This is a genomic window from Cupriavidus malaysiensis (genome assembly GCF_001854325.1).
Classification (GTDB): domain Bacteria; phylum Pseudomonadota; class Gammaproteobacteria; order Burkholderiales; family Burkholderiaceae; genus Cupriavidus; species Cupriavidus malaysiensis.
In genome coordinates, this window is the sequence record NZ_CP017754.1 from 2,844,138 (window position 1) to 2,865,833 (window position 21,696).

Sequence of the window (21,696 nt, forward strand, 5' to 3'; positions counted from 1 at the left end):
CTCCCTCACCAGCTGGCGCCCGGATAGGCGCGCTGCAGGAACTGCATCTCGGCCAGCAGGTAGCCCAGGTGCTCGCTATGCCGGCCCTGGCGTCCGCCGCTCTGCGCCCAGCCGCCGGCCGGGCGGCTCAGCGTCGCCTCGTCCAGCACCTCGTCGACATGGCGCAGCCACGCGCCGGCCAGCGTGGCCGGGTCGACGGCCACACCCTGCGCCGCCAGCGCCGCGTCGGCGGCATCGCTTTCGAACAACTCGCCGGTGAACATCCACAGATCGTCGAAGGCCTGCTGCATGCGGCGCCGGCTTTCCACGGTGCCGTCGCCCAGGCGCACCACCAGGTCGGCGCTGCGGCGCGCGTGGTAGGCCACCTCCTTCAGCGACTTGGCCGCAATCTCGGCGATGCGCGCATCGGCGCTGTGCTGCAGGCCGTCGAGCAGGAAGTAGTGCCAGGTGTCGAACAGGAACTGGCGTGCCAGCGTATCGGCATAGCTGCCGTTGGGCTGCTCGACCAGCAGCAGGTTGCGGAACTGGTGCGCGTCGCGCAGGTAGGCGAGCTGGTCGGCACTGCGGCCGGCCCCCTCCACTTCCCCGGCATAGCCCAGCCACAGGCGCGTCTGGCCGATCAGGTCCAGCGCCACGTTGGTCAGGGCGATGTCCTCTTCCAGGGCGGGGCCGCGACCGCACCATTCCGACAGGCGCTGGCCCAGTACCAGCGTGCTGTCGCCCAGGCGCAGCAGGTATTCGAGCTTGTGTTGGTCCATGGTGGAGTCGTCCTCGCGCGCTGCCATCAGATGTGCTTGACCTCTTCCGGCATCGGGAAGAACGTCGGGTGCCGGTAGATCTTGCTGTTGGCGGGCTCGAACAGCGGGCCCTTGTCGCCCGGGCTGCTCGCCATCACGTCGGCGGCCTTCACCACCCAGACGCTGACGCCTTCGTTGCGGCGCGTGTAGACATCGCGCGCATGGTTGATGGCCATCTCGCCATCGGGCGCATGCAGGCTGCCCACATGCTTGTGGGCCAGGCCGTGCTGGCTGCGGATAAAGATCTCCCAAAGCGGCCACTCTTTCATGGCAACTCTCCTGTCAGGTTGGCGGTGGGTCGGCGCGCCGGCCGGCGCGCCCGGTGTCAGGCGGCGGCGCGCTCTGCCTTGTCGGCGTGCGCCACCAGGGCGTCGCGGAACCAGGCGCCGTCGTCCCAGGCCTTGACGCGCGTGCGCAGGCGTTCGCGGTTGCACGGCCCGTTGCCGCGCAGCACGTTGTAGAACTCGTCCCAGTCGATGGCGCCGAAGTCGTAGTGGCCGCGTTCCTCGTTCCACTTCAGGTCCGGATCGGGAACGGTCAGGCCCAGGTACTCGGCCTGCGGCACGGTCTGGTCGACCATCTTCTGGCGCAGCTCGTCGTTGGAGAACAGCTTGATGCGCCACTGCATCGATTGCGCGCTGTTGGGCGAATCGGCGTCGGACGGGCCGAACATCATCAGCGCCGGCCACCACCACCGGTTCAGCGCGTCCTGCGCCATCTGCTTCTGCTCCGGCGTGCCGCGGCACAGCGCCAGCAGGATGTCGTAGCCCTGGCGCTGGTGGAACGACTCTTCTTTGCATACCCGCACCATGGCACGGGCATAGGGGCCGAAGGAACAACGGCACAGCGGCACCTGGTTGATGATGGCGGAACCGTCCACCAGCCAGCCGATGGCGCCGATGTCGGCCCAGCTCAGCGTGGGGTAGTTGAAGATGCTGGAGTACTTGGCCTTGCCGGCGTGCAGGTCATCCAGCAACTGGTCGCGCGACACGCCCAGCGTTTCCGCCGCGCTGTAGAGATAGAGGCCGTGGCCCGCTTCATCCTGGATCTTGGCCAGCAGGATCGCCTTGCGTTCCAGCGTGGGTGCACGGGTGACCCAGTTGCCCTCGGGCAGCTGTCCCACGATCTCGGAATGCGCATGCTGCGAGATCTGGCGGACCAGCGTCTTGCGGTAGGCCTCGGGCATCCAGTCCTTGGCCTCGATCTTGATGCCGGCATCGATGCGCGCCTGGAACTCGCGCTCCTGCGGGTCCATTTCGTCCAGCGCGCGAAGCCTTGTCGCCCCCGTCTCCACCAGTTGTGCGTACATCCCGTGCTCCGTTTTTCCAGGTCTTGACCTGCGTCAAACCGTCTCGATGAAGGGGATGATAGTGATACAATTTGATTCAAACAATCGATGTTTCTGTATCACTTTCAAGGTGTACGCATGGCCACCCGCCTGGATATCGACACCGTTTCTCCCCAGCTTGCGCGGCTCGCCCGCGGACTCAAGCTCGGCGCCAATTCGATGCTGGTGACCTTGTTCGGCGATGTGGTGGCGCCACGGCCGCAGGCGCTCTGGCTGGGCAGCCTGATCCACCTCGCGGCACCATTCGGCATCAACGACCGGCTGGTGCGCACCGCGACGTTCCGGCTGGCCGCGGACGACTGGCTCAGTGCCACGCGCCTCGGACGGCGCAGTTACTACGGGCTGTCGGAAGCGGGATTGCAGCGTGTGACGCACGCGGGCAAGCGCATCTATGCCGGCGAAGCGGCACAGTGGGACGGACGCTGGACCCTGGTGCTGGTGCGCGGCGACGCCCGCGCCACGCTGCGGCAGCAACTGAAGCGGGAGCTGTTATGGGAAGGCTTCGGCGCCATCGCTCCCGGCGTGTTCGCCCATCCGCGAGCGGACGCGTCATCGCTGCGGGAAATCCTCACTGCCGCCAAGGCGCTCGACTATGTGGCGGTGATGGAGGCGGCCAGCCTGGCCGCCTTCTCGCTGGAGCCGCTGCAGGTCCTGATGCAACAGACCTTCCGGCTGGGCGACGTGGCCGCCGCCTGGCAGGCGCTGCTGCGCCGCTTCTCGCCGCTGCTGGACAGTGCCGCCGGCCTGGCGCCGGTCGACGCCTTCTTCCTGCGGGCCCTGCTGCTGCATGAGTACCGCCGCGTGCTGCTGCGCGACCCCGACCTGCCCGAAGTCCTGCTGCCGGCCGACTGGCCGGGCCGCACCGCACGCATGATGTGCCGCGACATGTACACGGCATTGCTGGACGCCAGCGAAGACTACCTGCACGCTACAGTGGAGACCGCCGACGGCCCGCTGCAAGGCGCCAGGCGCGAGTTGCGCAAGCGCTTCGGCGCCGGCACCGCGCGCCCGGCCGGACAGCCGGCTGCCTGACGGCCGCCTGTCCGATGGCCCGCGGCCGCGCCGCGGCCTTCCTTCACTTCAGCAGCTTGTCGAAATCCCGGTCGAGCCGGGCCAGCGACGCATCGATGGCACCGCGGCGCGCCTGGATCCACGCCTGCTGCCGCGCCAGATCCAGCTCGGCGGCCTTCAGCATGCGTTCCATTTCCGCCGGCTGCGGGCCGCCGGAGGTCACACGGTGGTTGACGATGGCCACCGGGTCGAGCGCCGCGCGGAACTCCGCCTCGCTCATCGGGAACTCGGTACTGCCGTAGTCGTGCACCGACTCCGCATAGATGCGCCTGGCCTCGGCGTAGGGAAAGGCACTGGGCCTGATGTCGTGCGCCTTGGCGTAGTCGACCAGGTTGGAGGCGAAGTGATGACCGACGCGGAACGGCAGCTTGTACTTGCGCATCAGCTCGTCGGCCAGCTCCTGCGACGCGGTCCAGTCGCTGTCCAGTTCCTCCAGCGCGCGCTGGCGGTCGATCACCAGCGCCGTCATGATGCGGTCGAGCCCTTGCAGCGCGGTCACCGCGCTCTGCACCATCTGCCCGTTGGTCACCGCATCCTTGGCGTCGGACATGCCCGGCGGCAGGTTGTGCGCGCGGATCACCGGCCCCATGGCCAGCGTGATCGCGGTGGAGGCCTTCTCGCGGGTGGAATTCACCAGGCCGGGATTACGCTTCTGCGGCATCGCGCTGGACACATAGGTATTGCCGCCCCCTTCCTGCAGCAGGATCCATGGGCGCGGCTGCGCGTACTGCGTCATCACGTCCTCGATGAAGCCGCCGACGTGCAGGGCGATGCTGGTGACGATGGCGCCGACCTCCACCGGCAGGTCGACCGCGCTGATCTGCGACGCATCGTAGGCGTTGTCGACCAGGGCGGAGAAGCCGAGATAGCCCGCCATGCGCTGGCGGTCGAGCGGCCAGCCGGTGCCGTTGAGCACCGTGGTGCCCATCGGCGAGCGGTCGATACGCTGGTAGGCCTCGCGCAGGCGCTGCGCGTCGCGTTCCAGGCCGGCCTGGATCCCGAGCAGGTAGTGCCCGTAGCTGTTCGGCTGCGCCGCCACGCCATTGGTGTAGTTGGGCACGATGGTGCCGGCATGCTGGCGCGCCAGCTTGACGATGGTGGCCGAAGTCTTGTCGAGCTGGTCGGCCAGACCCAGCACCTCTTCGCGCAGCATGGCCGCGCGCACCGTGGCCAGCATGTCCTGGCTGGAACGCCCGGCGTGGATCAGCGTGACCTCCTGTCCGGCGGCCTGGATCATCAGCGGCTCGAAGGTGATCACCAGGGACGGGCGCTTGCCGCCGGGCTTGTCGCCGTCGGCCAGCACCTTGGCGATGCCGCCGGCCACGCGCGGCGCCAGCGTCCGCTCGAGCAGCCCCTCGTCGGTATTGATCACCGTCGACGCCTTGTTGATCTCGCCCAGCCAGAAGAAGGCATCGTGCCTGGCACCGTCCGCGGCCAGCGCCGCCTGCGGGGCAGCCACGGCCAGCCAGGCGAGCGCGCTCGACACGGCCAGGGTTCTCAGGCGATGGGGGGATCGTGCGGTGGGCATGGGGTCTCCTTGGTTTTCATCCTGCCCGGCGTGCGCGGGCTGCCATGGAGGCGCACCATACACCAGATCGGCCGTGCGCGAGGGCGCACGGATGTCCTCCCCGCCGCTCAAACCCGCCCGCGCAGCGGCTGCAGCAGGTGCCCCAGGCCGTTGTGGTCCAGCTCCTGCATCAACGCCAGCAGGCGGCCCAGCTCGCCCGGAGGGAAGCCCTCGCGCGCGAACCAGTTCAGGTAGTTGCCGGGCAGGTCGGCGATCAGCGTCCCCTTGTACTTGCCGAAGGGCATCTTGCGTGTGACGAGCAGGAGGAGGGATTCGCTGTCGGGGAGCATGGTGGTGGGCCGGGAACGACTGGCCGGCATTGTAGCGCCGTGGTAGCGCCGTGATGGCCTGCAGCACCCTGTGCACGACGATGGCACGCAGGCGCCCGCCAGGGTGGCGGACGCCTGCCGGCGGCCTCACAGCGCCTCCACCAGCCGCTTGTCGCTGTTGTGGCAATACTCCGCACACGCCGCCCGCGCCGAATTGGCCGCGCCGTGCACGAACAGCGGCGCATCGGCGCGCCGCGACATCGACACCACGATGGAGGGCGGCGCCGGCTGCAGCGGCAATTCCACCACCTCCCCGCTCTCGATCAAGCGGTCGACGAACAGCCGCGGGATGGCGGCCACACCGAAACCGTCGCGCACCAGCTGGACGATCACGGCAATCGACGGCGAGCCGGTGATGCGCGTCTCCGACAGCGGCACGCCGTGCACGCCGGCGAGCTTGGCCACGATGTCTTCCAGCGCGCGATGCGGCGCGGTGCCGCGGCCGAAGGTGAGGATGGGGTGCTGCAGCACCTGCAAGGCGAGCGGGCCGCGCGTATGCGACAGCAGGCCGGCACGCGCCACCCAGTGCACGGGGTAGTTGGCGAGCGCATTGCACACCACATTGCTTTCGTCGCTGCCTTCGACACGGATGATGAGGTCGAGCTCGTCGGCGATCAGCCGGCGCTGCAGCACCACGCTCACATCGGCGGTCAGTTCGACTTCCAGCTGGGGATAGTCGGCGGCCAGGCGCCGCATGTAGTGCGGCAGCCAGCTATGCACCACGGTCTCGATCACACCCAGGCGCAGGCGCCCGCGGATCTTGCTGTCCCCCGAGGCGGCGGCATGCAGGCGGCGCGCCGCCTCGACCACGCTCCTGGCGTAGCCGAGCAGGTACTCGCCGTTGGGGGTCAGGCGGAACTCGCGGCTCTCGCGGTCCACCAGCACGGTCTGCAACTCGTCCTCCAGCGCCTTGATGCGTTGCGAGATGGCCGCTGGCGTCGCATGCAGAGCGGCCGCGGTTGCACGGAAGCTGTGCAGCTTGGCCAGCGTGACGAAGGTCTCCAGGAAGCGCGTATTCATCTGGCTGCCGCCCGTATCGACGCGGAAGACATCGAGTTGCCTGCGCGTTCACCGCAGTTCACGTCCAAGGCGCATGCGCACCGGCAGAGGGAAATCAAGGGAAAACCCGTATAAACGTTAAGAATTGCTTTACAGGGATGCCAATAAAAAGTCGTTGGCGACAGAAAATTTTACTCCCTATCGTTCAGGTCAGACACGACCACGTCATTCCGACATGCCCCTGACGATGCCCGCCCACCCGACCCCTTTCGACTTCCGCCAGGCCGTGCGCAGCGGCCAGTTCCGCGGCCCCACCGCCGGACACTGCGGCGACTACGCGCAGGCCAACCTCGCCATCCTGCCGGCGGCGCACGCCGGCGATTTCCTGCGCTTCTGCCAGGCCAATCCGAAGCCCTGTCCTTTGCTGGGCGTGGGCGAGCCGGGGCAGTGGCATGTGCCGGAGCTCGGGCGCGAGGTCGACATCCGCAATGACGTGCCGGCCTACAACGTCTACCGCGACGGCAAGCTGGCGGAAGAGACCGACTCCCTGGCCGAGCTGTGGCAGAACGACTTCGTGGTGTTCGCCATCGGTTGCTCGTTCTCCTTCGAACAGATGCTGGCGCAGGAGGGCATTCCGCTGCGGCATGTGGAAGAAGGCCGCAACGTGCCGATGTACCGCACCCGCGTCGCCAACCGGCGCGCAGGCGTGTTCGGCGGGCAGCTGGTGGTGTCGATGCGGCCCATGCGGGGCGCCGACGCCATCCGCGCGGTGCAGATCACCAGCCGCTTTCCCGCCGTCCATGGTGCGCCGATCCACATCGGCGACCCGGCCGAGCTGGGCATCGAGGACCTGTCACGGCCCGAGTTCGGCGACGCTGTCACCGTCAAGCCGGGCGAACTGCCGGTGTTCTGGGCCTGCGGCGTCACGCCCCAGACCGCGATCATGGCCGCCAGGCTGCCGCTGGCGATCGCGCACAAGCCGGGCCACATGCTGGTGACCGACATCCGCAACGCCTCGCTCGCCGTCTTCTAGCCTCGCCGCCCCGCCTGCCCCGGCACCTTTTTCCGACTTTCCCGCCCTTGCTTCGCCGTTCCCCCTCACGCACCCAGGAGCGTTTCATGGACCACCAGACCCCCGCGATGGCCCCCCCTATCCCGCCCAAGACGTCGGCCGATGCCGGCGGCAACCTGTTCTCCTGGTACGGCGACGCTGCGCCGCGCGAGAAACGCGCCTTCTGGAGCTGCAAGGTCGGCTACATGCTCGACGGCATGGATACGCAGATGCTGTCCTTCGTCATCCCGACCCTGGTCGCCACCTGGGGCATCAGCCTGGCCGACGCCGGCTTCATCGGTACGCTCACCTTGCTGGCCTCGGCGCTGGGCGGCTGGGCCGCCGGCATCCTGTCGGACCGCATCGGGCGCGTACGCACGCTGCAGCTGACGGTGCTGTGGTTCGCCGTCTTCACCGGCCTGTGCGGCCTGGCGCAGAACTACCACCAGTTGCTGGCGGCGCGGGCGCTGATGGGTTTCGGCTTCGGCGGCGAATGGACCGCCGGCGCGGTGCTGATCGGCGAGGTGATCCGCGCCAAGGACCGCGGCAAGGCCGTCGGCCTGGTGCAGTCCGGCTGGGCCATCGGCTGGGGCCTGACGGCCATCCTGTATTCCGTGCTGTTCTCCGTCCTGCCGGCAGAGTTGGCATGGCGCGCGCTCTTCCTGGTGGGCCTGCTGCCGGCACTGCTGGTGGTGGTGATCCGCCGCTATGTGAAGGAACCGGACGTCTATGAGAAGGAAAAGGCCGCGCAGGGCAAGGCCAGCGACCATCCGCGCCTGACCGAGATCTTCCGTCCCGCGCTGCTGTCGACGACCATCCGCGCGGCGCTGCTGGCAACCGGCGCGCAGGGTGGCTACTACGCCATCACGACCTGGCTGCCGACCTTCCTGAAGACGGAGCGCCACCTGACGGTGATGGGCACCGGCGGCTACCTGGCGATGATCATCTTCGGCTCGTGGGTGGGCTACCTCGTCAGTTCCTACCTGACCGACCGCCTCGGCCGCAAGCCCAACTTCATCCTGTTCGCGCTCGGCTCGATGACGATCGCCTTCAGCTACACCATGCTGCCGCTGACCAACGGCGCCATGTTCTGGCTCGGCTTTCCGCTCGGCTTCTTCGCCTCCGGCATCTTCAGCGGCATGGGTGCCTTCCTCACGGAACTGTTCCCGACCCGCGTACGTGGCTCCGGCCAGGGCTTCTGCTACAACTTCGGCCGCGCGGTCGGCGCCCTCTTCCCCTTCCTGATCGGCGCGCTGTCCAAGGAATACGGCCTGGGCACCAGCATCGGCATCTTTGCCGCGGCGGCCTACGGGGTGCTCATCCTGGCGGCGCTGACGCTGCCGGAGACACGCGGCCGGGAACTGGAAGCGGCCGGCGCGTAACGATGCACAACGACGCATAGCAACGCATCGCAACGCACGACAATCCACGACGACGCACGCGTCATCCACAGCCGGCGGCACCGGGCTCGCGCAGCGAGCGGCCGGCCGCCGGCCGGCCCGCGTGGCGCGTCAGCGCGAATTGAACATCGGATGCCGCGCGCAGGCCGACAGCACGATACGCTCCGACTGCGACAGGTAGTCATTGAGCAGCGCCGCGCTCTCGGCCAGCTTGCCCGCTTCGAACAACTGCAGGATGCGCAGGTTCATGTCGACGTAGGGACCGTGCAGGAACTCGGCGTCCTGCAGGATGCCGAAGGCCAGGCGCTGCTCGGCCAGCAGGTGGGAGAACATGGTCTTCAAGCGCTCGCTGTCGGCCAGTTCGACGATGGCCATGTGGAAGTCCATATTGGCCGTGCCCACGCCTTGCCAGTCACCCTGCGCCCGGCAGCGCAGCCCCATCTCGACCGCGGCGCGCAGGTGCCGCACCGCCGGATGGCTCGGGTAGGCCTGGGCCAGCGCCTGGCACTCGATCAGCCGGCGCACGCGGTAGATATCGACGATGTCCGCGATGCCGGGCACCGCCACCGAGACGCCGCGGTTGGGCTCGTGCTTGAGCAGGCCCTCCTTGGTCAGGACGCGGAAGATCTCGCGCAGGGTATTGCGCGAGATCTGCAGGCTTTCGGCGAGGGCGGCTTCGGACAGGCGCTGGCCAGGCAGGAAATCGCCTTGCACGATCCTCTGGCGGATCTCGTCGGTGACCCGTTCGGCCAGGTTCTTGGTATCAGGACTGGATGTCATCTAGCGTTGGCTCATGCGTGGTCGGGCCTGCGCTCCTGTCCGGCCGGCCAATCGCGGTAGCGCAACCCGGCGCCGGACGGCCGCGCTGGCATGTTAGCGCACTCTGCCGGGCGATTTGCACCGGTTAGGCGCATATCCGCGCACCATTGTCGACCTAGGTGTATACCATGATCGTCAACTTTAACGGATTGTTCAACAATCTTATAACCATAGTTGATCGAAAATACGATCTGACTATTCATTGCCGGCACTACCTGCACTGTATGTGTATCGCCAGACAAGATGAGAGGGAGTTGGCGCCGATCGCGCCGATCGCGCCGCTTGACCGATCCCCTGCGTACGTGGCCCGACACTTTGTGCCATCCACGCCGCGACACGGATCCCGGCCCTGCCCTCCCGCTGCCGCGGTGCTGACGCATCGGAGCCGTGCCTACTCGAATTGACCGCTCGCGGAGTCTCCTCTTGCGTTTCCTACCCGTCTCCCTGAATGCGCTGCTGGTGGAACTGGCCGACCTGGACCAGACGCTGGCCCTGCTGGCCTCGCTGCAGCGCGAGCCCCTGCCCGGTGTGGAGGAACTCGTGCCTGCGGCACGGACCATCCTGGTGCGCTTCCGCCCCTCGGCCTGCGGCCTGGCGCAGCTGGCGCAGGCCATTGCCGCGCGCGACCTGAGCCAGCGCGCCGAGCGCAGCGCGACCCTGGTGGAGATCCCCGTCCACTACGATGGCGAGGACCTGGCCGAGGTGGCGCAACGGCTGGGCATCACGCCGGAAGAGGTGGTCCGCCGCCACACCGGCAGCGAATACACAGTGGCCTTCACCGGCTTCGCGCCGGGCTTTGCCTACCTCTCCGGCGGACACCCGAGCTTCGACGTGCCGCGCCGGACCACGCCGCGCACGCGCATCCCGGCCGGTGCCGTGGGCCTGGCCGGCACCTTCAGCGGCGTCTATCCGCAGGCCAGCCCCGGCGGCTGGCAGATCATCGGCGTGACGCCGGTGGCCATGTGGGACCTGGGCCGTGAGCAGCCGGCACTGCTGCAGCCCGGCTACCGTGTGCGCTTCGTCGATATCGCCACGCTGGAGGCCGGCGCGCGCGCCGCCTGGGATGCCGACAGTGGCCGCCGCAGCAGCGACAGCAGCGGCGCGCCCGCCCAGGCCGCCGGCGGCCGCAGCCGCGCCGACCTCGCCCCGGGCCAGGCCGCGCTGCAGGTCAAGGCCACCGGCCTGCTGACCGTGTTCCAGGACCTGGGCCGCCATGGCCAGGCCGGGCAAGGTGTGTCGGCCTCGGGCGCGATGGACCAGGCGGCGCTGAAGACGGCCAACCGCCTGGTGGGCAACCCCAGCGACACGGCTGCGCTCGAGACCGTGGGCGGCGGCCTGCAACTGCAGAGCCTGGGCGAGACCGTGGTGGCCGTGACCGGCGCCGATGCGCCTCTCACGGTGAAGACCGCCGACGGCCGCCGCTGGCCCGTGCCCGGCCACCAGGCGCTCGCCCTCGCCGACGGCGACGTGCTGGCGATCGGCCAGCCGACGGCCGGCGCACGCTGCTACGTGGCCGCGCGTGGCGGCTTTGCCGTGGCGCCGGTGCTCGGCAGTTGCGCCACCGACACCCTGGCCAACGTCGGTCCCGCGCCGCTGGCCGTGGGCGAGGTGCTGGGCCTGCGTCCGGCGGCGGCCGGCGCCGTGGTGGGCGATCCGGTGCCGCCCGCGGCCGACCTGCCCACGCTGGAGCAGGAGGTCGTGCTGGACGTGGTGATGGGCCCGCGCACCGACTGGTTCACGCCTGAGGCCGTGGCCCGCCTGGCCGGCCAGCGCTGGCAGGTCACGCCCCAGTCCAACCGTGTCGGCCTGCGCCTGGCGGGCGAAGTGCCGCTGGAGCGCGCCGTGGGCGGCGAACTGCCCAGCGAAGGTACCGCCCTGGGCGCCCTGCAGGTGCCGCCCAGCGGCCAGCCCGTGCTGTTCCTGGCCGACCACCCGCTGACCGGCGGCTATCCCGTGATCGCCACCGTGGCGCCGCACCACCTCGACCGCGCCGGACAGATCCCGGTGGGCGCCTGGCTGCGCTTCCGCCCGATCCGCGCTTTCGAAGACCTCTCTACAACCGACGCCGCCGGCAAGGCTGGCACCCTGTGAGCCCCATCATGAAGAAAGTCCTGGTTGCCAACCGCGGCGAGATCGCCGTCCGCATCATCCGCGCCTGCGCCGACTACGGCGTGCAGTCGGTGGCCGTCTACGCCAATGCCGACCTCGACGCCGTGCACGCCCGCCTGGCCGACGAAGCCTACGGCCTGGACGGCGACCGGCCGGCCGATACCTACCTCAACATTCCCAAGCTGCTGGAGATCGCCCGGCGCAGCGGCGCCGATGCCGTGCACCCCGGCTACGGCTTCCTCTCGGAGAGCGAGGCCTTTGCGCGGGCGGTGATCGATGCCGGCCTGCGCTGGATCGGCCCCTCGCCGGCCACCATCGCCAAGCTGGGCGACAAGGTCGAGGCGCGCAAGATCGCCCTGCAGGTGGGCGCCCCGCTGGTGGCCGGCACGCCCGACCCGGTCAAGGATGCCGGCGAGGTGCTGGCCTTCGCCGAGCAACACGGCCTGCCCATCATCATCAAGGCCGCCTTCGGCGGCGGCGGCCGCGGCATGAAGATCGCATGGCGCATGGACGAGGTGGAAGAGCTCTACCACTCGGCCGTGCGCGAGGCCGTCACGGCCTTCGGCCGCGGCGAGTGCTTCGTCGAGCAGTTCCTCGACAAACCCCGCCATATCGAGGCCCAGGTGCTGGCCGACACCCACGGCAACGTGGTGGTGCTGGGCACGCGCGACTGTTCGCTGCAGCGGCGCAACCAGAAGCTGGTGGAAGAAGCGCCCGCGCCCTTCCTCAGCGACGCCCAGCGCGAACGCATCCACAGCGCGGCACGCGACATCTGCGCCGCGGCCGGCTACACCAGCGCCGGCACGGTGGAATTCCTGCTCAGCACCGGCGGCGCCATCTCCTTCCTGGAGGTGAACACCCGCCTGCAGGTGGAGCATCCGGTGACCGAACAGACCACCGGCGTGGACCTGGTGGTGGAGCAGCTGCGCGTGGCCGACGGCCTGCCGCTGTCCGTCACCGCCACGCCCGCTCCGCTGGGCCATTCGATCGAGTTCCGCATCAATGCGGAGGACGTCGGCCGCGGCTTCCTGCCCACCCCCGGCCCGGTGCAGCGTTTCGAGGCACCGTCGGGCCCCGGCGTGCGCGTCGATGCCGGCGTGCAGACCGGCTCGGTGGTGCCCGGCACCTTCGACTCGCTGATGGCCAAGCTGATCGTCACCGGCGCCACCCGCGAGCAGGCCCTGGCCCGCGCGCGCCGGGCCCTGCGCGAGTTCCACATCGAGGGCGTGGCCTCGGTACTGCCCTTCCACCGCACTGTCGTCGACCACCCGGATTTCCTCGGCGCCGATGGCTTCCGCGTGCATACCCGCTGGATCGAATCCGACTTCGCCGAGCCGCTGGCCGCCGCCGTGCGCGCCGAGCCGCAGCCCGACACCGGCCTCTTGCGCACCGTCATCGAGATCGACGGCCGCCGCGTGCGCCTGGGACTGCCGGCGCAGCTGATGCGCGGCCTGGCCGATGCGCCTGGGGCCACCTCCGCCGGCCCCGCGGGCGAGGCCGCCGGCGCCTCCGAAGCCGACCTGCTGGCGCCGATCGCCGGCACCGTGCACGCCTGGAAGGTGGAAGCGGGCGCCGAGGTCCAGGAAGGCGACCTGGTGGCCGTGATGGAAGCCATGAAGATGGAGATGCAGGTCCACGCGCATCGCGCCGGACGCATCACGCTGCACGCCAGCCCCGGCAGCGCAGTGGCAGCCGGCGCCCCGATCGCGACGATCGGCTGAGCGCGCGCCGGTCCTTGCGGCCGGCCGGCGGCGGGCGCGCGGCTCAGTCCGCCCGCAGCATGCGCGTGGTCATGGCCACGGTGAAACAAAGTCTCGCGGTGCCGGTGGACGGGCAGGACGGGGCCTGAGCGCGCCTCTCCCCCGTCGACGGCGGCAATCGGCACGATCCGAAACACATTGCTCCCTCCTGCTGGATAAGCTGCCAGGCAAGGCCCGCCTGCGCGCACCCCGTCCGCGCGCCCCGGGGTCGAGCGCGCCACCGTGCCAGCGCGGGAATTGCAGGTTGCCGGCACAGCTATCCGGCGCCCCGCAAAGGTTGTCAGTTGACAACCGCCAATGAGACAACTATGCTGAGGACCCGATGCGTCGTGCCGCCCATCCCAAGAAGGAAGTCGAAGCCGCATTGCGCCATGCGGAAGCCAACGGCTGGCGCGTGGTGCCGGGCGGCGGGCATGCCTGGGGCAAGATCTTCTGCCCATACGACGATCAGGAATGCCGCTGCGGTGAATTCTGTATCGCCTGCGTCTGGAGCACGCCGCGTAATCCTGGCAATCACGCGCGCGCCTTGATGCGCGTGGTGGATCACTGCGTGTGGCACCGCGAGGCGATGCAATGCCGGAAGGGCCAGTCGAGCCAGAAGGATCAGATGAACCAGATGGGCCAGATGGGCAGGAAGGACCGTAAGAACGGGAAGGACCAGGGGCACCATGGAATACACATTCACCTTGAAATACCGCCTGCCCATGCAGGACTGGGAGCCGGATGCGCTCGCCGAACGCCTGGGTGCCGCCGGCTGCGACGATGCCCTCGTCGGCATCGGCCAGCCGGGCCGCATCGCGCTGGAGTTCACCCGCGAGGCCGAGTCGGCCGAGGCCGCGCTGCTCGGCGCGTTGTCCGATGCGCGGCAAGCGATGCCCTCCGCCCGGCTGGTCGAGGCCGCACCGGATTTCGTCGGGCTGACCGACGTGGCCGACGTGGTCGGAGTCAGCCGCCAGAACGTGCGCAAGCTGATGCTCAGCCATGCCACCAGCTTTCCTTCCCCGGTGCATGAAGGCTCTGCCGCCATCTGGCACCTGGCCGAGGTACTGGCCTGGTTCCGCGCCAAGGGAGGCTACCCGCTGCCGGAACCCCTGGGCGAACTTGCCGTCGTGACCATGCAGGTCAACCTGGCTCGCCAGGCCGGCCAGCTCGTTCCCAGGATAGGCAAGGAGGTCAAGGCGCTGCTCGGATAAAGCCCGCAGCCGGCGGCAGGCAAGGGGCAACGGGGTGGCGGCGCGGGTGCCGGCTCGCCGGTGCCCCCTTGGCCGCCTGGCCGCCTGGCCGCCTGGCCGCCTGGCCAATTGAGCAATTGAGCAATTGACCACCCCGCGGCTTGCTTCCGACGACGTCCGCCAGATTCGCCGCGTCCCGCCATGGACTTCCGTGCCGCCGCCTGATACGATGCCCTGGCTTTCAAGACGCCCTCCCGGTCCGCCGGGAGGGCGTTTCCTTTTGGTTCCCCCCACCTGGTTCCCCCACCCGAAAGGAAATCTTGAAATGAAGCAAGCCCCAATCCCCGCCCGCCTGGGCTACGTCCGGCATGGCAACGGCCCGGAGCGGGTCCTGGTCCTGCACGACTGGCTCGGCGACCACCGCAACTACGATGCCGTGCTGCCCTATCTCGACGGCAGCGCGTTCACCTATGTCTTCGCCGACCTGCGCGGCTACGGCGAATCGATCGCACTGACCGGTGCCTGCTCGGTGGAGGAGATTGCCGCCGACTGCCTCGCGTTGGCCGACCGGCTGGGCTGGCCGCGTTTCCACCTGATCGGCCATTCGATGACCGGCATGGCGGTGCAGCGCATCGCCGCCGACGCCCCGGCACGAATCCAGCGCGCGGTGGCGGTATGCCCGGTCTCCGCCGCCGGCAACCGGCTCGACGCAGACGCCAAGGCATTCTTTGCCAGCACCGCCGAGAACGACGATGCGCTGCGCCGGCTGTTCCGCTACGTCAGCGGGGGGCTGTCCGCGCGGTGGGCCGACGTCAAGCTGCAGCAGAACCGCAGCGCGGTCTCGGCAGCCTGCCGCGCCGGCTATCTCGACATGCTGGTGCATACGGATTTCGTCGACGATGTGCGCGGCCTCGATATCGAACTGCTGGTGATCGTCGGCGACAAGGATCCGGGCCTGGACGAGGCCGCCATGCGGCGCACCTTCCTGGCCTGGCATCCACGGGCCCGCCTGTTGGTGGTGCCGAACTGCGGGCACTATCCGATGCAGGAGTGCCCACCCTGCTTCGCCACCGTGGTCGAGGCCTTCCTGCGCGGCGAGGGCCAGGGCTTACTTGATCCTGCGCAGGCAAAGCCGAAGGTGCAAGCGGCAGAGTGAGGCCCGGTCATTGCCCTGAGCCTTGATACCCCATCGCCAGACCCGGATCTCCGCTGCCCCGTGCGCGTGAATCTGGCGGCAAGGGCCCGGCGCCGCCCTGGACACTAGCCCCGTGCGGCCGTCCAGCGCCGGTAGCGCCGGGTCTCCCAATAGGTGGCGAACTGCTGCCCGACCAGGGCGCGCAGCGGCGAAACCTGCGCATCGGTACGCCGGCCGGCACCCAGGCGCTTCAGCTGGAACTTGACCATCGCCATATTGGCCAGCGATCCCAGCGCCTTGTTGTTCCAGGTGATCGGGCGCAGCACCGGCGCGCTGTCCTTGCCGGCCTGCCAGTCGCGCGGCAGGTTCGGCTCGAGCGACAGCGCGGTGGCGATGCCGGCCATGGCGATGCCGCTCTGCACGACCTGCTCGGCCACCGCCCGGCGCCGGATGCCGCCGGTCACCATCAGGGGCATGCGCGCCACCGCGGCGATGTCGTGCGCGAACGAGAGGAAGTAGGCCTCGCGCGCGAGCGTGCGGCCGTCGCGCGCCTGCCCCTGCATGGCTGGCGCCTCATAGCTGCCGCCCGACAGTTCCACCAGGTCCACCTGCAGCGGATTGAGCATCTCCACCACGCTCCGGGCGTCTTCCGGACTGAAGCCGCCGCGCTGGAAGTCGGCCGAGTTCAACTTGACCGCCACCGCGAATCCTGGCGACACCGCCTCGCGCACCGAGCGCACGATGTCGAGCAACAGGCGCGCGCGGTTCTCGAGGCTGCCGCCCCAGCGGTCCTCCCGCCGATTGCTCAGCGGCGACAGGAACTGGCTCAGCAGATAGCCGTGGGCGGCGTGGATCTGCACGCCGGTGAAACCGCTCTGCTCCGCCAGCTGTGCCGTGCGCGCGAAGCGCCGGCGCACCTCCTCGATGTCTTGCTCGCGCATGGCCTGCGGCACCGGGAACTGCTTGGAAAAGGCCCCCAGGTCCATGGCGACCGCCGACGGCGCCAGGGTGGCCTGCCCCATCGCCGCGGGCATCTGCCGCCCCGGGTGATTGATCTGCATCCAGACCTGGGCACCCGCGGCACGCGCCGCCTGCGCCCAGCGCCGGAAGCGGTCGAGGTGCGCATCGTCCTCCAGCACCACGCCGTTCGGACCGGTCATGGCGCGGTGGTCCACCATCACATTGCCGGTCAGGATCAGGCCGGACATGCCGCGCGCCCACGCGCCGTACAGGCGCACCATCGCCTCAGAGGGCGCATGGTCGGCGTCGGCCATGTTTTCTTCCATGGCGGCCTTGGCGAGTCGGTTCGGAATCACTGCGCCGTTGGGCAGGACCAGGGGTTGGAACAGCGGCATGGTGGCCTCCAGGTTTGACGAAGCCCCAACCTTAAGATTAAAGTCAACTTTAATGTCAAGCAGCGGAGAGCGCACTATGAAGATCGGTGAACTGGCCAGGCTGAGCGGGATCGCCGCCTCCCGCATCCGCTTCTACGAGGCCGCCGGCCTGCTCCGGCCGGCGCTGCGCCACGCCAATGGCTACCGTGAGTACGCGCAGGAAAGCCTGACGCGGCTGCAGATCATCCTGCGCGCCCAGGGCGCCGGCTTCTCGCTGGACGAGATCCGCTCCCTGCTGCCGCCCGACCTGGGCCAGTGGCCGCGCGAGGAGATACTGCAGGCCTTGCGGCGCAAGGTCGATGAGATAGAGGCCTTGCAACGGCAGCTCGCCCAGAGCAGGAGCGGCCTGCTGGCATTGATCGAGGACATCGACGGCTCGGGCGAACACATCGGAGGCGAAGACTGCGCGGCTCGCGCCCGCCAGGTGCTGGAGCGCATCGAAACGGCCGATGCCGCCCCGGGGCCCGTCGAAGCGCCGATGCGGCGCCGCAGGCGGCAAGCGTGAACAGGCACCTGGCGCCACGCCCGGGCGGCAGCCGGCCGGCCAGCAGGCGCCGTTGTACACTAGGCGCCTTGCGAAGCGCGCCTGCCCGCGGCGGACGCCTCTCGCAGCGGCCGCATGCGCCGCGGGCGCGGGAAACGCCTGTCCCGCCCGGCGGCCCGGCCGCGCCCACCTGACTTCCGACAACACAGGACGCCTCTTGCATTTCCCCTACGAGTGGCAGATCGGCTGGCGCTACACCCGCGCCGGCAAGCGCGCCAGCCGCAATGGCTTCATTTCCTTCATCTCGATGATCTCGATGTCCGGCATCGCCCTGGGGGTGGCCGCGCTGATCGTGGTGCTGTCGGTGATGAACGGCTTCCAGAAGGAGGTGCGCGACCGCATGCTGTCGGTGCTGTCCCATATCGAGATCATGGCGCCCGGTGCGCTGCCCGACTGGCAGCGCACCGCCGCCGAGGCCATGCGCAGCCAGGAAGTGATCGGTGCGGCCCCCTATGTGGCGGCGCAAGCCATGCTGACGCGCGAGGACAAAGTGCGCGGCGTGCTGCTGCGCGGCGTCGACCCGGCCCAGGAGCCCAAGGTGTCGGACCTCGGCAAGCAGTTCCGCGCGGGCGCGCTGGACGATCTGCGGCCCGGCGAATCCAGCATCGCGCTGGGCAACGAACTGGCCAGCGCACTGGGCGTGCAGGTGGGCGACAAGATCATGCTGGCGACCGCGCGCGGCGGCGCCATTTCGGCGGCCGGCGCGCTGCCGCAGCTGCGGCAGTTCACCGTGGTCGGCATCTTCTCGGCCGGGCATTTCCAGTTCGACAGCAGCATCGCCCTGGTCAACCTGCAGGACGCCGAGGCGCTGTTCCAGTTGTCGGGCCCCACCGGCGTTCGCCTCAAGCTGGCCGACATGCAGCGCGCGCCGGACGTGGCCAACCAGCTCGCCGGCACACTCACCGGCGAGCTCTACGTGCGCGACTGGTCGCAGCAGAACCGCCAGTGGTTCGCCGCCGTGCAATCGCAGAAGCGCATGATGTTCGTGATCCTGACGCTGATCATCGCCGTGGCCGCGTTCAACCTGGTGTCGACGCTGGTGATGACGGTCACCGACAAGCAGGCCGACATCGCCATCCTGCGCACCATGGGCGCGCAGCCCGGCTCAGTCATGAAGATCTTCATCGTGCAGGGCGTGCTGATCGGCTTCATCGGCACCCTGCTGGGCGTGGCCGGCGGCGCACTGATCGCCTTCAACATCGACGTGATCGTGCCCTTCATCGAACGCCTGCTGCACGTCCACTTCCTGCCGCGCGACATCTACTTCATCAGCGAGCTGCCCTCGGACCCGAGCCTGCACGACATCGCCACCATCGGCCTCACCTCCTTCGGCCTGTCCACGCTGGCCACCCTCTATCCGAGCTGGCGTGCCGCCCGCGTCAATCCGGCGGAAGCGCTGCGCTACGAATGAGGCCGGGCTGAGGCCGCGGGGCGCGGCGCCTGCAGCGGATCCACTGCGTCATCCGAAAGGCAGCCCCGATCGACAGCGCCTGCAGGGGCCGTCGACCCGGACGCACCGCCGCTCGGGGGCGCTTTCTCCGGCGCAATGGACTAGCGGGCGACGTAGTTCCTGCTCGCCTCCGACCAGCGATACGTCCTGCGCCACTTGCCGCCGCGCTCGCGCAACTGCAGGTCGTGAAAGCCGGCCGTGGCCGCGCCCTGCACGTTCAACAGGTTGCTGCCTTCGTACATATCGTGGTTGCGCGTGCCGTCCTTGTTCCAGTCGCCGGCGATCATCTTGTAGTACATCATCGGCGCCGTGAACACGACGCGCAGCGCCTCGCCGTCCACGCGGAACAGGTAGAGCGCCTCGAAGGAGGCGCCACCGCCGGCATACCCTTCGCTCCAGCCGGCGCGCACCCCGAAGGCCAGTTCGTCGTCGCGGATGCGGTATGGCGCGAGATCGAAGCGCAGCCAGCTCTCCGGCATGCCCGCCTGCGTGTCGCCACCCTCGAGGGCCTGGGGTGAATCGAGATTGCTGCCGGCCCAGGACGTGGGCGCCTCGACCGGCCCGCGCGTGCGCGCCAGCAGGCGCGGCTGGCCGCCGGCCCCGCGCTCGAACACACCGAACCACGCCTGCGCCTGCTCGGTCCGGCATTGATCGGGCCAGTACTTCCGCTCATTGGCCGCGGCCGCGGCAGACCGCGCCACGCAGACGATCGCCACATAGCTGTCCGGGCGCGCCGGCCAGGGCCTGGCCCCGGCCAGCACCAGCGCGGCGGGGTCGCCGCCCGGCACCAGCGCCGCCAGCAGGCCCTTGGCGGTGAAGCCTTCCGGCAAACGGACGCCCAGGCCATCGGGCTGCGCCGCGCCACGGATCTCGCGGTCGTAGACCGCGCGGGCCTCGGGCGTCTTGAGGACGCCGCGCGCCTGGTCGATGGAACGGGCGGTGCCTTCGGCGCGGGCCGGAAGCGCAACCGCGAGGGCCAGCAAGGCGCCGGCCAGGAGGGGCCTGTGGAGGACGGAATGCGGCATGGGCAGCGAAGCGTAGTCGAAAGAAAGACCGCGGCATGTGGCGCGGCCCGGGCATTCTGCCGCGTTTGTCCGCAGCCCTCAAGCCGCGGATGCTTCCCGTGGCGCGCGAAGCCTCGTGACCAGCGCATGGCATAGAATCCTTCTTCGTATCCGGAGATGGCCGGGCATGCGAGGCTGATGCCAGGCGTGCCTCGCGCCTCCCGACCACCCTGCCCCGGGCGACATCCGGTCACCGCATGCGGCAACGCCCAACCTCCCGAACGACATGATCGCGCCGCTGATCCTCCCGCCGCGACCGGAGCTCGCGCCCTGGATCCACCACATCCTGCTGATGCCGCTGCGCGAGAGCTGCGTGTCGCAATTGCCCGCGGTGTTGAGCCCGGCCATCCTGATCTTCGCGCGCGGCAGCGGCTGGCAGCAGCCGGAACACGACGCCAGCGCGCCAGCCCCACTGCCCCGCGCAGGCTTGTCAGGCCCCCGGCTGCGGCCGGCGGCGACCCGCAGCGCGCCGGACACCTGTGTCATCTCCATCCTGTTCCGCCCCGGCATGCTGGCGGAAGCGCTGGGGCCGGGTCTCAACGAACTACGCGGGCAGACAGTGCCGCTCGATGCGGCCTTCCCACCTGCGCAAGTGGCGCGCATGCTGGCGCGCATCGATGAGGATGGACAGCCGGCCCGCTGGATCGAGCATGCCCAGCAATGGCTGGTAGACAACCTGCGTCCGCGCGCCAATGCCCACCGCGCGCGCCTCGAGCTCGGCGACCCGCGCCTGCTGTTCGCCCCCGCCGCGCAGCTGGCAGGCAGCCTCGGCATCGGGCAGCGCCAGTTCGAACGGCGCATGGACCGCGTCTACGGTACCACCCTGCGCGACCTGAGGCGGCTGGCACGCTTCGGCCTGAGCCTGTCGGACCTGCTGACCGGCGCCGGATGGCGCGGCCGCCTCGCCCACCTGGCGCAGCACTACGGCTATTTCGACCAGCCGCACATGGTGCGTGAATTCGTCGCGCTGACGGGGCACGCACCGGCCCGGCTGGTGCAACTCGCGGCCGGCGACGACGCCGGATTCTGGATCTACCGCTTCGCTCGGCGCGACTTTCGCTCACTGTTCCTGACCAGGCAGGCGGCCGCGCTGGAGGCTGCCGGGCTGGGCTGACGAAGGAAGCCGGCCCGCCCGGCGCTCAGCAGCGGTAGGCTGCCCCGTCCCGTTCCAATAGGCGCAGCAGCGCCGTCCATTCGCGGTCGAGGTGTACCGTGTCGAGGTAAGCGTAGTCGTCGTGCTGCCGGGCCGCGTGTTCGCAGACTTCGGGCGACGGAATGATGAGCTCCTGGCCGGCCGAAAGCGTGGCAAGCTGAATCTCGCAGGCCCGATTCAGGTAGAACATGCGCGTGAAGGCTTCGGCGACCGCCGGCGCGGGAGACAAACAAGAAATTGGCGCGGCTAGGGCAAGCCCGGCTGATTGCGTAGAAACCCTGAGTCCAGGCTGGTGCAGCGCGGCCACACCAGTCTCCGGTCTGGTGCGCCACAGCAACGTCATGCACGTGATCGGCGCAAGCGCGCCGTGAGCAGTGCCGTGCGTGCCCGGCAATGAGGCCATGCCTGCGGCCCCCACCGCATAACCTTCCTCGGCATGGTTCTTTGACGCCTGCCGGTGCCCCTCGCAGAATAGGCCCGCTGCGGCAGCGCCCAAGCCAGCCCTGCCCGATTCCGTGATGCCGCCCGACCGAG

20 protein-coding genes and 1 pseudogene are annotated in these 21,696 nt (G+C 69.4%); 11 read left to right on the forward strand and 10 right to left on the reverse strand.

Annotation, left to right across the window (positions count from 1 at the left end; translation table 11 throughout):
• Positions 1 to 5 precede the first annotated feature (5 nt).
• The 3 genes from paaC to paaA are packed head-to-tail and all read right to left on the reverse strand — an operon-like array spanning position 6 to position 2,106.
• The gene (gene paaC / locus BKK80_RS12560) at positions 6 to 758 is read right to left on the reverse strand and encodes a 1,2-phenylacetyl-CoA epoxidase subunit PaaC (RefSeq protein ID WP_071070827.1); all 753 of its coding nucleotides are present in this window, start codon (positions 756 to 758) and stop codon (positions 6 to 8) included.
• A 26-nt stretch (positions 759 to 784) separates the two neighbouring features.
• A complete protein-coding gene (paaB, locus tag BKK80_RS12565; protein ID WP_071013245.1) occupies positions 785 to 1,066 on the reverse strand; it encodes a 1,2-phenylacetyl-CoA epoxidase subunit PaaB in 282 nt (93 codons plus the stop codon).
• A gap of 56 nt (positions 1,067 to 1,122) precedes the next feature.
• Positions 1,123 to 2,106, reverse strand: coding sequence for a 1,2-phenylacetyl-CoA epoxidase subunit PaaA (paaA, locus tag BKK80_RS12570; RefSeq protein WP_071013247.1), 984 nt, complete (start codon positions 2,104 to 2,106; stop codon positions 1,123 to 1,125).
• 117 nt (positions 2,107 to 2,223) lie between these two features.
• On the opposite strand from paaA, the gene paaX reads away from it, so the two are divergent.
• Positions 2,224 to 3,177 carry a phenylacetic acid degradation operon negative regulatory protein PaaX gene (paaX, locus tag BKK80_RS12575; RefSeq protein ID WP_071069678.1) on the forward strand — a complete coding sequence of 318 codons (954 nt, stop codon included), beginning with the start codon at positions 2,224 to 2,226 and terminating at the stop codon, positions 3,175 to 3,177.
• A gap of 43 nt (positions 3,178 to 3,220) precedes the next feature.
• Here paaX and BKK80_RS12580 read toward each other — a convergent pair whose 3' ends face one another.
• The 3 genes from BKK80_RS12580 to BKK80_RS12590 form a co-directional block, all read right to left on the reverse strand.
• Entirely contained in the window at positions 3,221 to 4,744 is a 1,524-nt protein-coding gene (locus BKK80_RS12580; protein ID WP_071069680.1) for an argininosuccinate lyase, read from the reverse strand.
• A 107-nt stretch (positions 4,745 to 4,851) separates the two neighbouring features.
• The gene (locus BKK80_RS12585; protein ID WP_071013255.1) at positions 4,852 to 5,073 is read right to left on the reverse strand and encodes a DUF3820 family protein; all 222 of its coding nucleotides are present in this window, start codon (positions 5,071 to 5,073) and stop codon (positions 4,852 to 4,854) included.
• Between the two features lie 126 nt (positions 5,074 to 5,199).
• Positions 5,200 to 6,132: a LysR family transcriptional regulator gene (locus BKK80_RS12590; RefSeq protein ID WP_071013258.1), complete on the reverse strand. Its 933-nt coding sequence runs from the start codon at positions 6,130 to 6,132 to the stop codon at positions 5,200 to 5,202.
• A gap of 226 nt (positions 6,133 to 6,358) precedes the next feature.
• Between BKK80_RS12590 and BKK80_RS12595 the strand changes: the two genes are divergently transcribed.
• Positions 6,359 to 7,144 carry a putative hydro-lyase gene (locus BKK80_RS12595; RefSeq protein ID WP_071070829.1) on the forward strand — a complete coding sequence of 262 codons (786 nt, stop codon included), beginning with the start codon at positions 6,359 to 6,361 and terminating at the stop codon, positions 7,142 to 7,144.
• Between the two features lie 107 nt (positions 7,145 to 7,251).
• Complete coding sequence (locus BKK80_RS12600; RefSeq protein WP_156811369.1) at positions 7,252 to 8,544, forward strand: MFS transporter; 1,293 nt, start codon at positions 7,252 to 7,254, stop codon at positions 8,542 to 8,544.
• Positions 8,545 to 8,673: 129 nt separating this feature from the next.
• On the opposite strand, the gene BKK80_RS12605 is transcribed toward BKK80_RS12600, so the two are convergent.
• Positions 8,674 to 9,342 carry a GntR family transcriptional regulator gene (locus tag BKK80_RS12605; protein ID WP_071013263.1) on the reverse strand — a complete coding sequence of 223 codons (669 nt, stop codon included), beginning with the start codon at positions 9,340 to 9,342 and terminating at the stop codon, positions 8,674 to 8,676.
• Between the two features lie 462 nt (positions 9,343 to 9,804).
• Between BKK80_RS12605 and BKK80_RS12610 the strand changes: the two genes are divergently transcribed.
• The 5 genes and pseudogenes from BKK80_RS12610 (at position 9,805) to BKK80_RS12625 (ending at position 15,578) form a co-directional block, all read left to right on the forward strand.
• Positions 9,805 to 11,472 carry a 5-oxoprolinase subunit B/C family protein gene (locus BKK80_RS12610; protein ID WP_071069682.1) on the forward strand — a complete coding sequence of 556 codons (1,668 nt, stop codon included), beginning with the start codon at positions 9,805 to 9,807 and terminating at the stop codon, positions 11,470 to 11,472.
• Between the two features lie 8 nt (positions 11,473 to 11,480).
• Complete coding sequence (locus BKK80_RS12615) at positions 11,481 to 13,211, forward strand: acetyl/propionyl/methylcrotonyl-CoA carboxylase subunit alpha (protein WP_071013268.1); 1,731 nt, start codon at positions 11,481 to 11,483, stop codon at positions 13,209 to 13,211.
• A 361-nt stretch (positions 13,212 to 13,572) separates the two neighbouring features.
• Positions 13,573 to 13,812 (forward strand): annotated as a pseudogene (locus BKK80_RS37420) (hypothetical protein); the annotation flags it as partial.
• 106 nt (positions 13,813 to 13,918) lie between these two features.
• Positions 13,919 to 14,443, forward strand: a complete 525-nt coding sequence (locus tag BKK80_RS12620) for a helix-turn-helix transcriptional regulator (protein WP_071013271.1) — start codon at positions 13,919 to 13,921, stop codon at positions 14,441 to 14,443.
• 304 nt (positions 14,444 to 14,747) lie between these two features.
• The gene (locus tag BKK80_RS12625; RefSeq protein WP_071013274.1) at positions 14,748 to 15,578 is read left to right on the forward strand and encodes an alpha/beta fold hydrolase; all 831 of its coding nucleotides are present in this window, start codon (positions 14,748 to 14,750) and stop codon (positions 15,576 to 15,578) included.
• Positions 15,579 to 15,682: 104 nt separating this feature from the next.
• Here the strand turns inward: BKK80_RS12625 and BKK80_RS12630 are convergent, their stop codons facing one another.
• A complete protein-coding gene (locus BKK80_RS12630; protein ID WP_071013276.1) occupies positions 15,683 to 16,912 on the reverse strand; it encodes an NADH:flavin oxidoreductase/NADH oxidase family protein in 1,230 nt (409 codons plus the stop codon).
• A 76-nt stretch (positions 16,913 to 16,988) separates the two neighbouring features.
• Between BKK80_RS12630 and BKK80_RS12635 the strand changes: the two genes are divergently transcribed.
• Positions 16,989 to 17,456, forward strand: coding sequence for a MerR family transcriptional regulator (locus BKK80_RS12635; RefSeq protein ID WP_071038292.1), 468 nt, complete (start codon positions 16,989 to 16,991; stop codon positions 17,454 to 17,456).
• A 196-nt stretch (positions 17,457 to 17,652) separates the two neighbouring features.
• Positions 17,653 to 18,906: a lipoprotein-releasing ABC transporter permease subunit gene (locus tag BKK80_RS12640; RefSeq protein ID WP_071013281.1), complete on the forward strand. Its 1,254-nt coding sequence runs from the start codon at positions 17,653 to 17,655 to the stop codon at positions 18,904 to 18,906.
• 140 nt (positions 18,907 to 19,046) lie between these two features.
• On the opposite strand, the gene BKK80_RS12645 is transcribed toward BKK80_RS12640, so the two are convergent.
• The gene (locus BKK80_RS12645; RefSeq protein ID WP_071069684.1) at positions 19,047 to 19,970 is read right to left on the reverse strand and encodes a hypothetical protein; all 924 of its coding nucleotides are present in this window, start codon (positions 19,968 to 19,970) and stop codon (positions 19,047 to 19,049) included.
• Positions 19,971 to 20,235: 265 nt separating this feature from the next.
• On the opposite strand from BKK80_RS12645, the gene BKK80_RS12650 reads away from it, so the two are divergent.
• Positions 20,236 to 21,123 carry an AraC family transcriptional regulator gene (locus BKK80_RS12650; RefSeq protein WP_071013286.1) on the forward strand — a complete coding sequence of 296 codons (888 nt, stop codon included), beginning with the start codon at positions 20,236 to 20,238 and terminating at the stop codon, positions 21,121 to 21,123.
• 25 nt (positions 21,124 to 21,148) lie between these two features.
• Here the strand turns inward: BKK80_RS12650 and BKK80_RS37425 are convergent, their stop codons facing one another.
• Positions 21,149 to 21,505 (reverse strand): class II aldolase/adducin head domain-containing protein, encoded by a 357-nt coding sequence (locus tag BKK80_RS37425; protein WP_231907918.1) that lies wholly within the window; start codon positions 21,503 to 21,505, stop codon positions 21,149 to 21,151.
• Positions 21,506 to 21,696 lie beyond the last annotated feature (191 nt).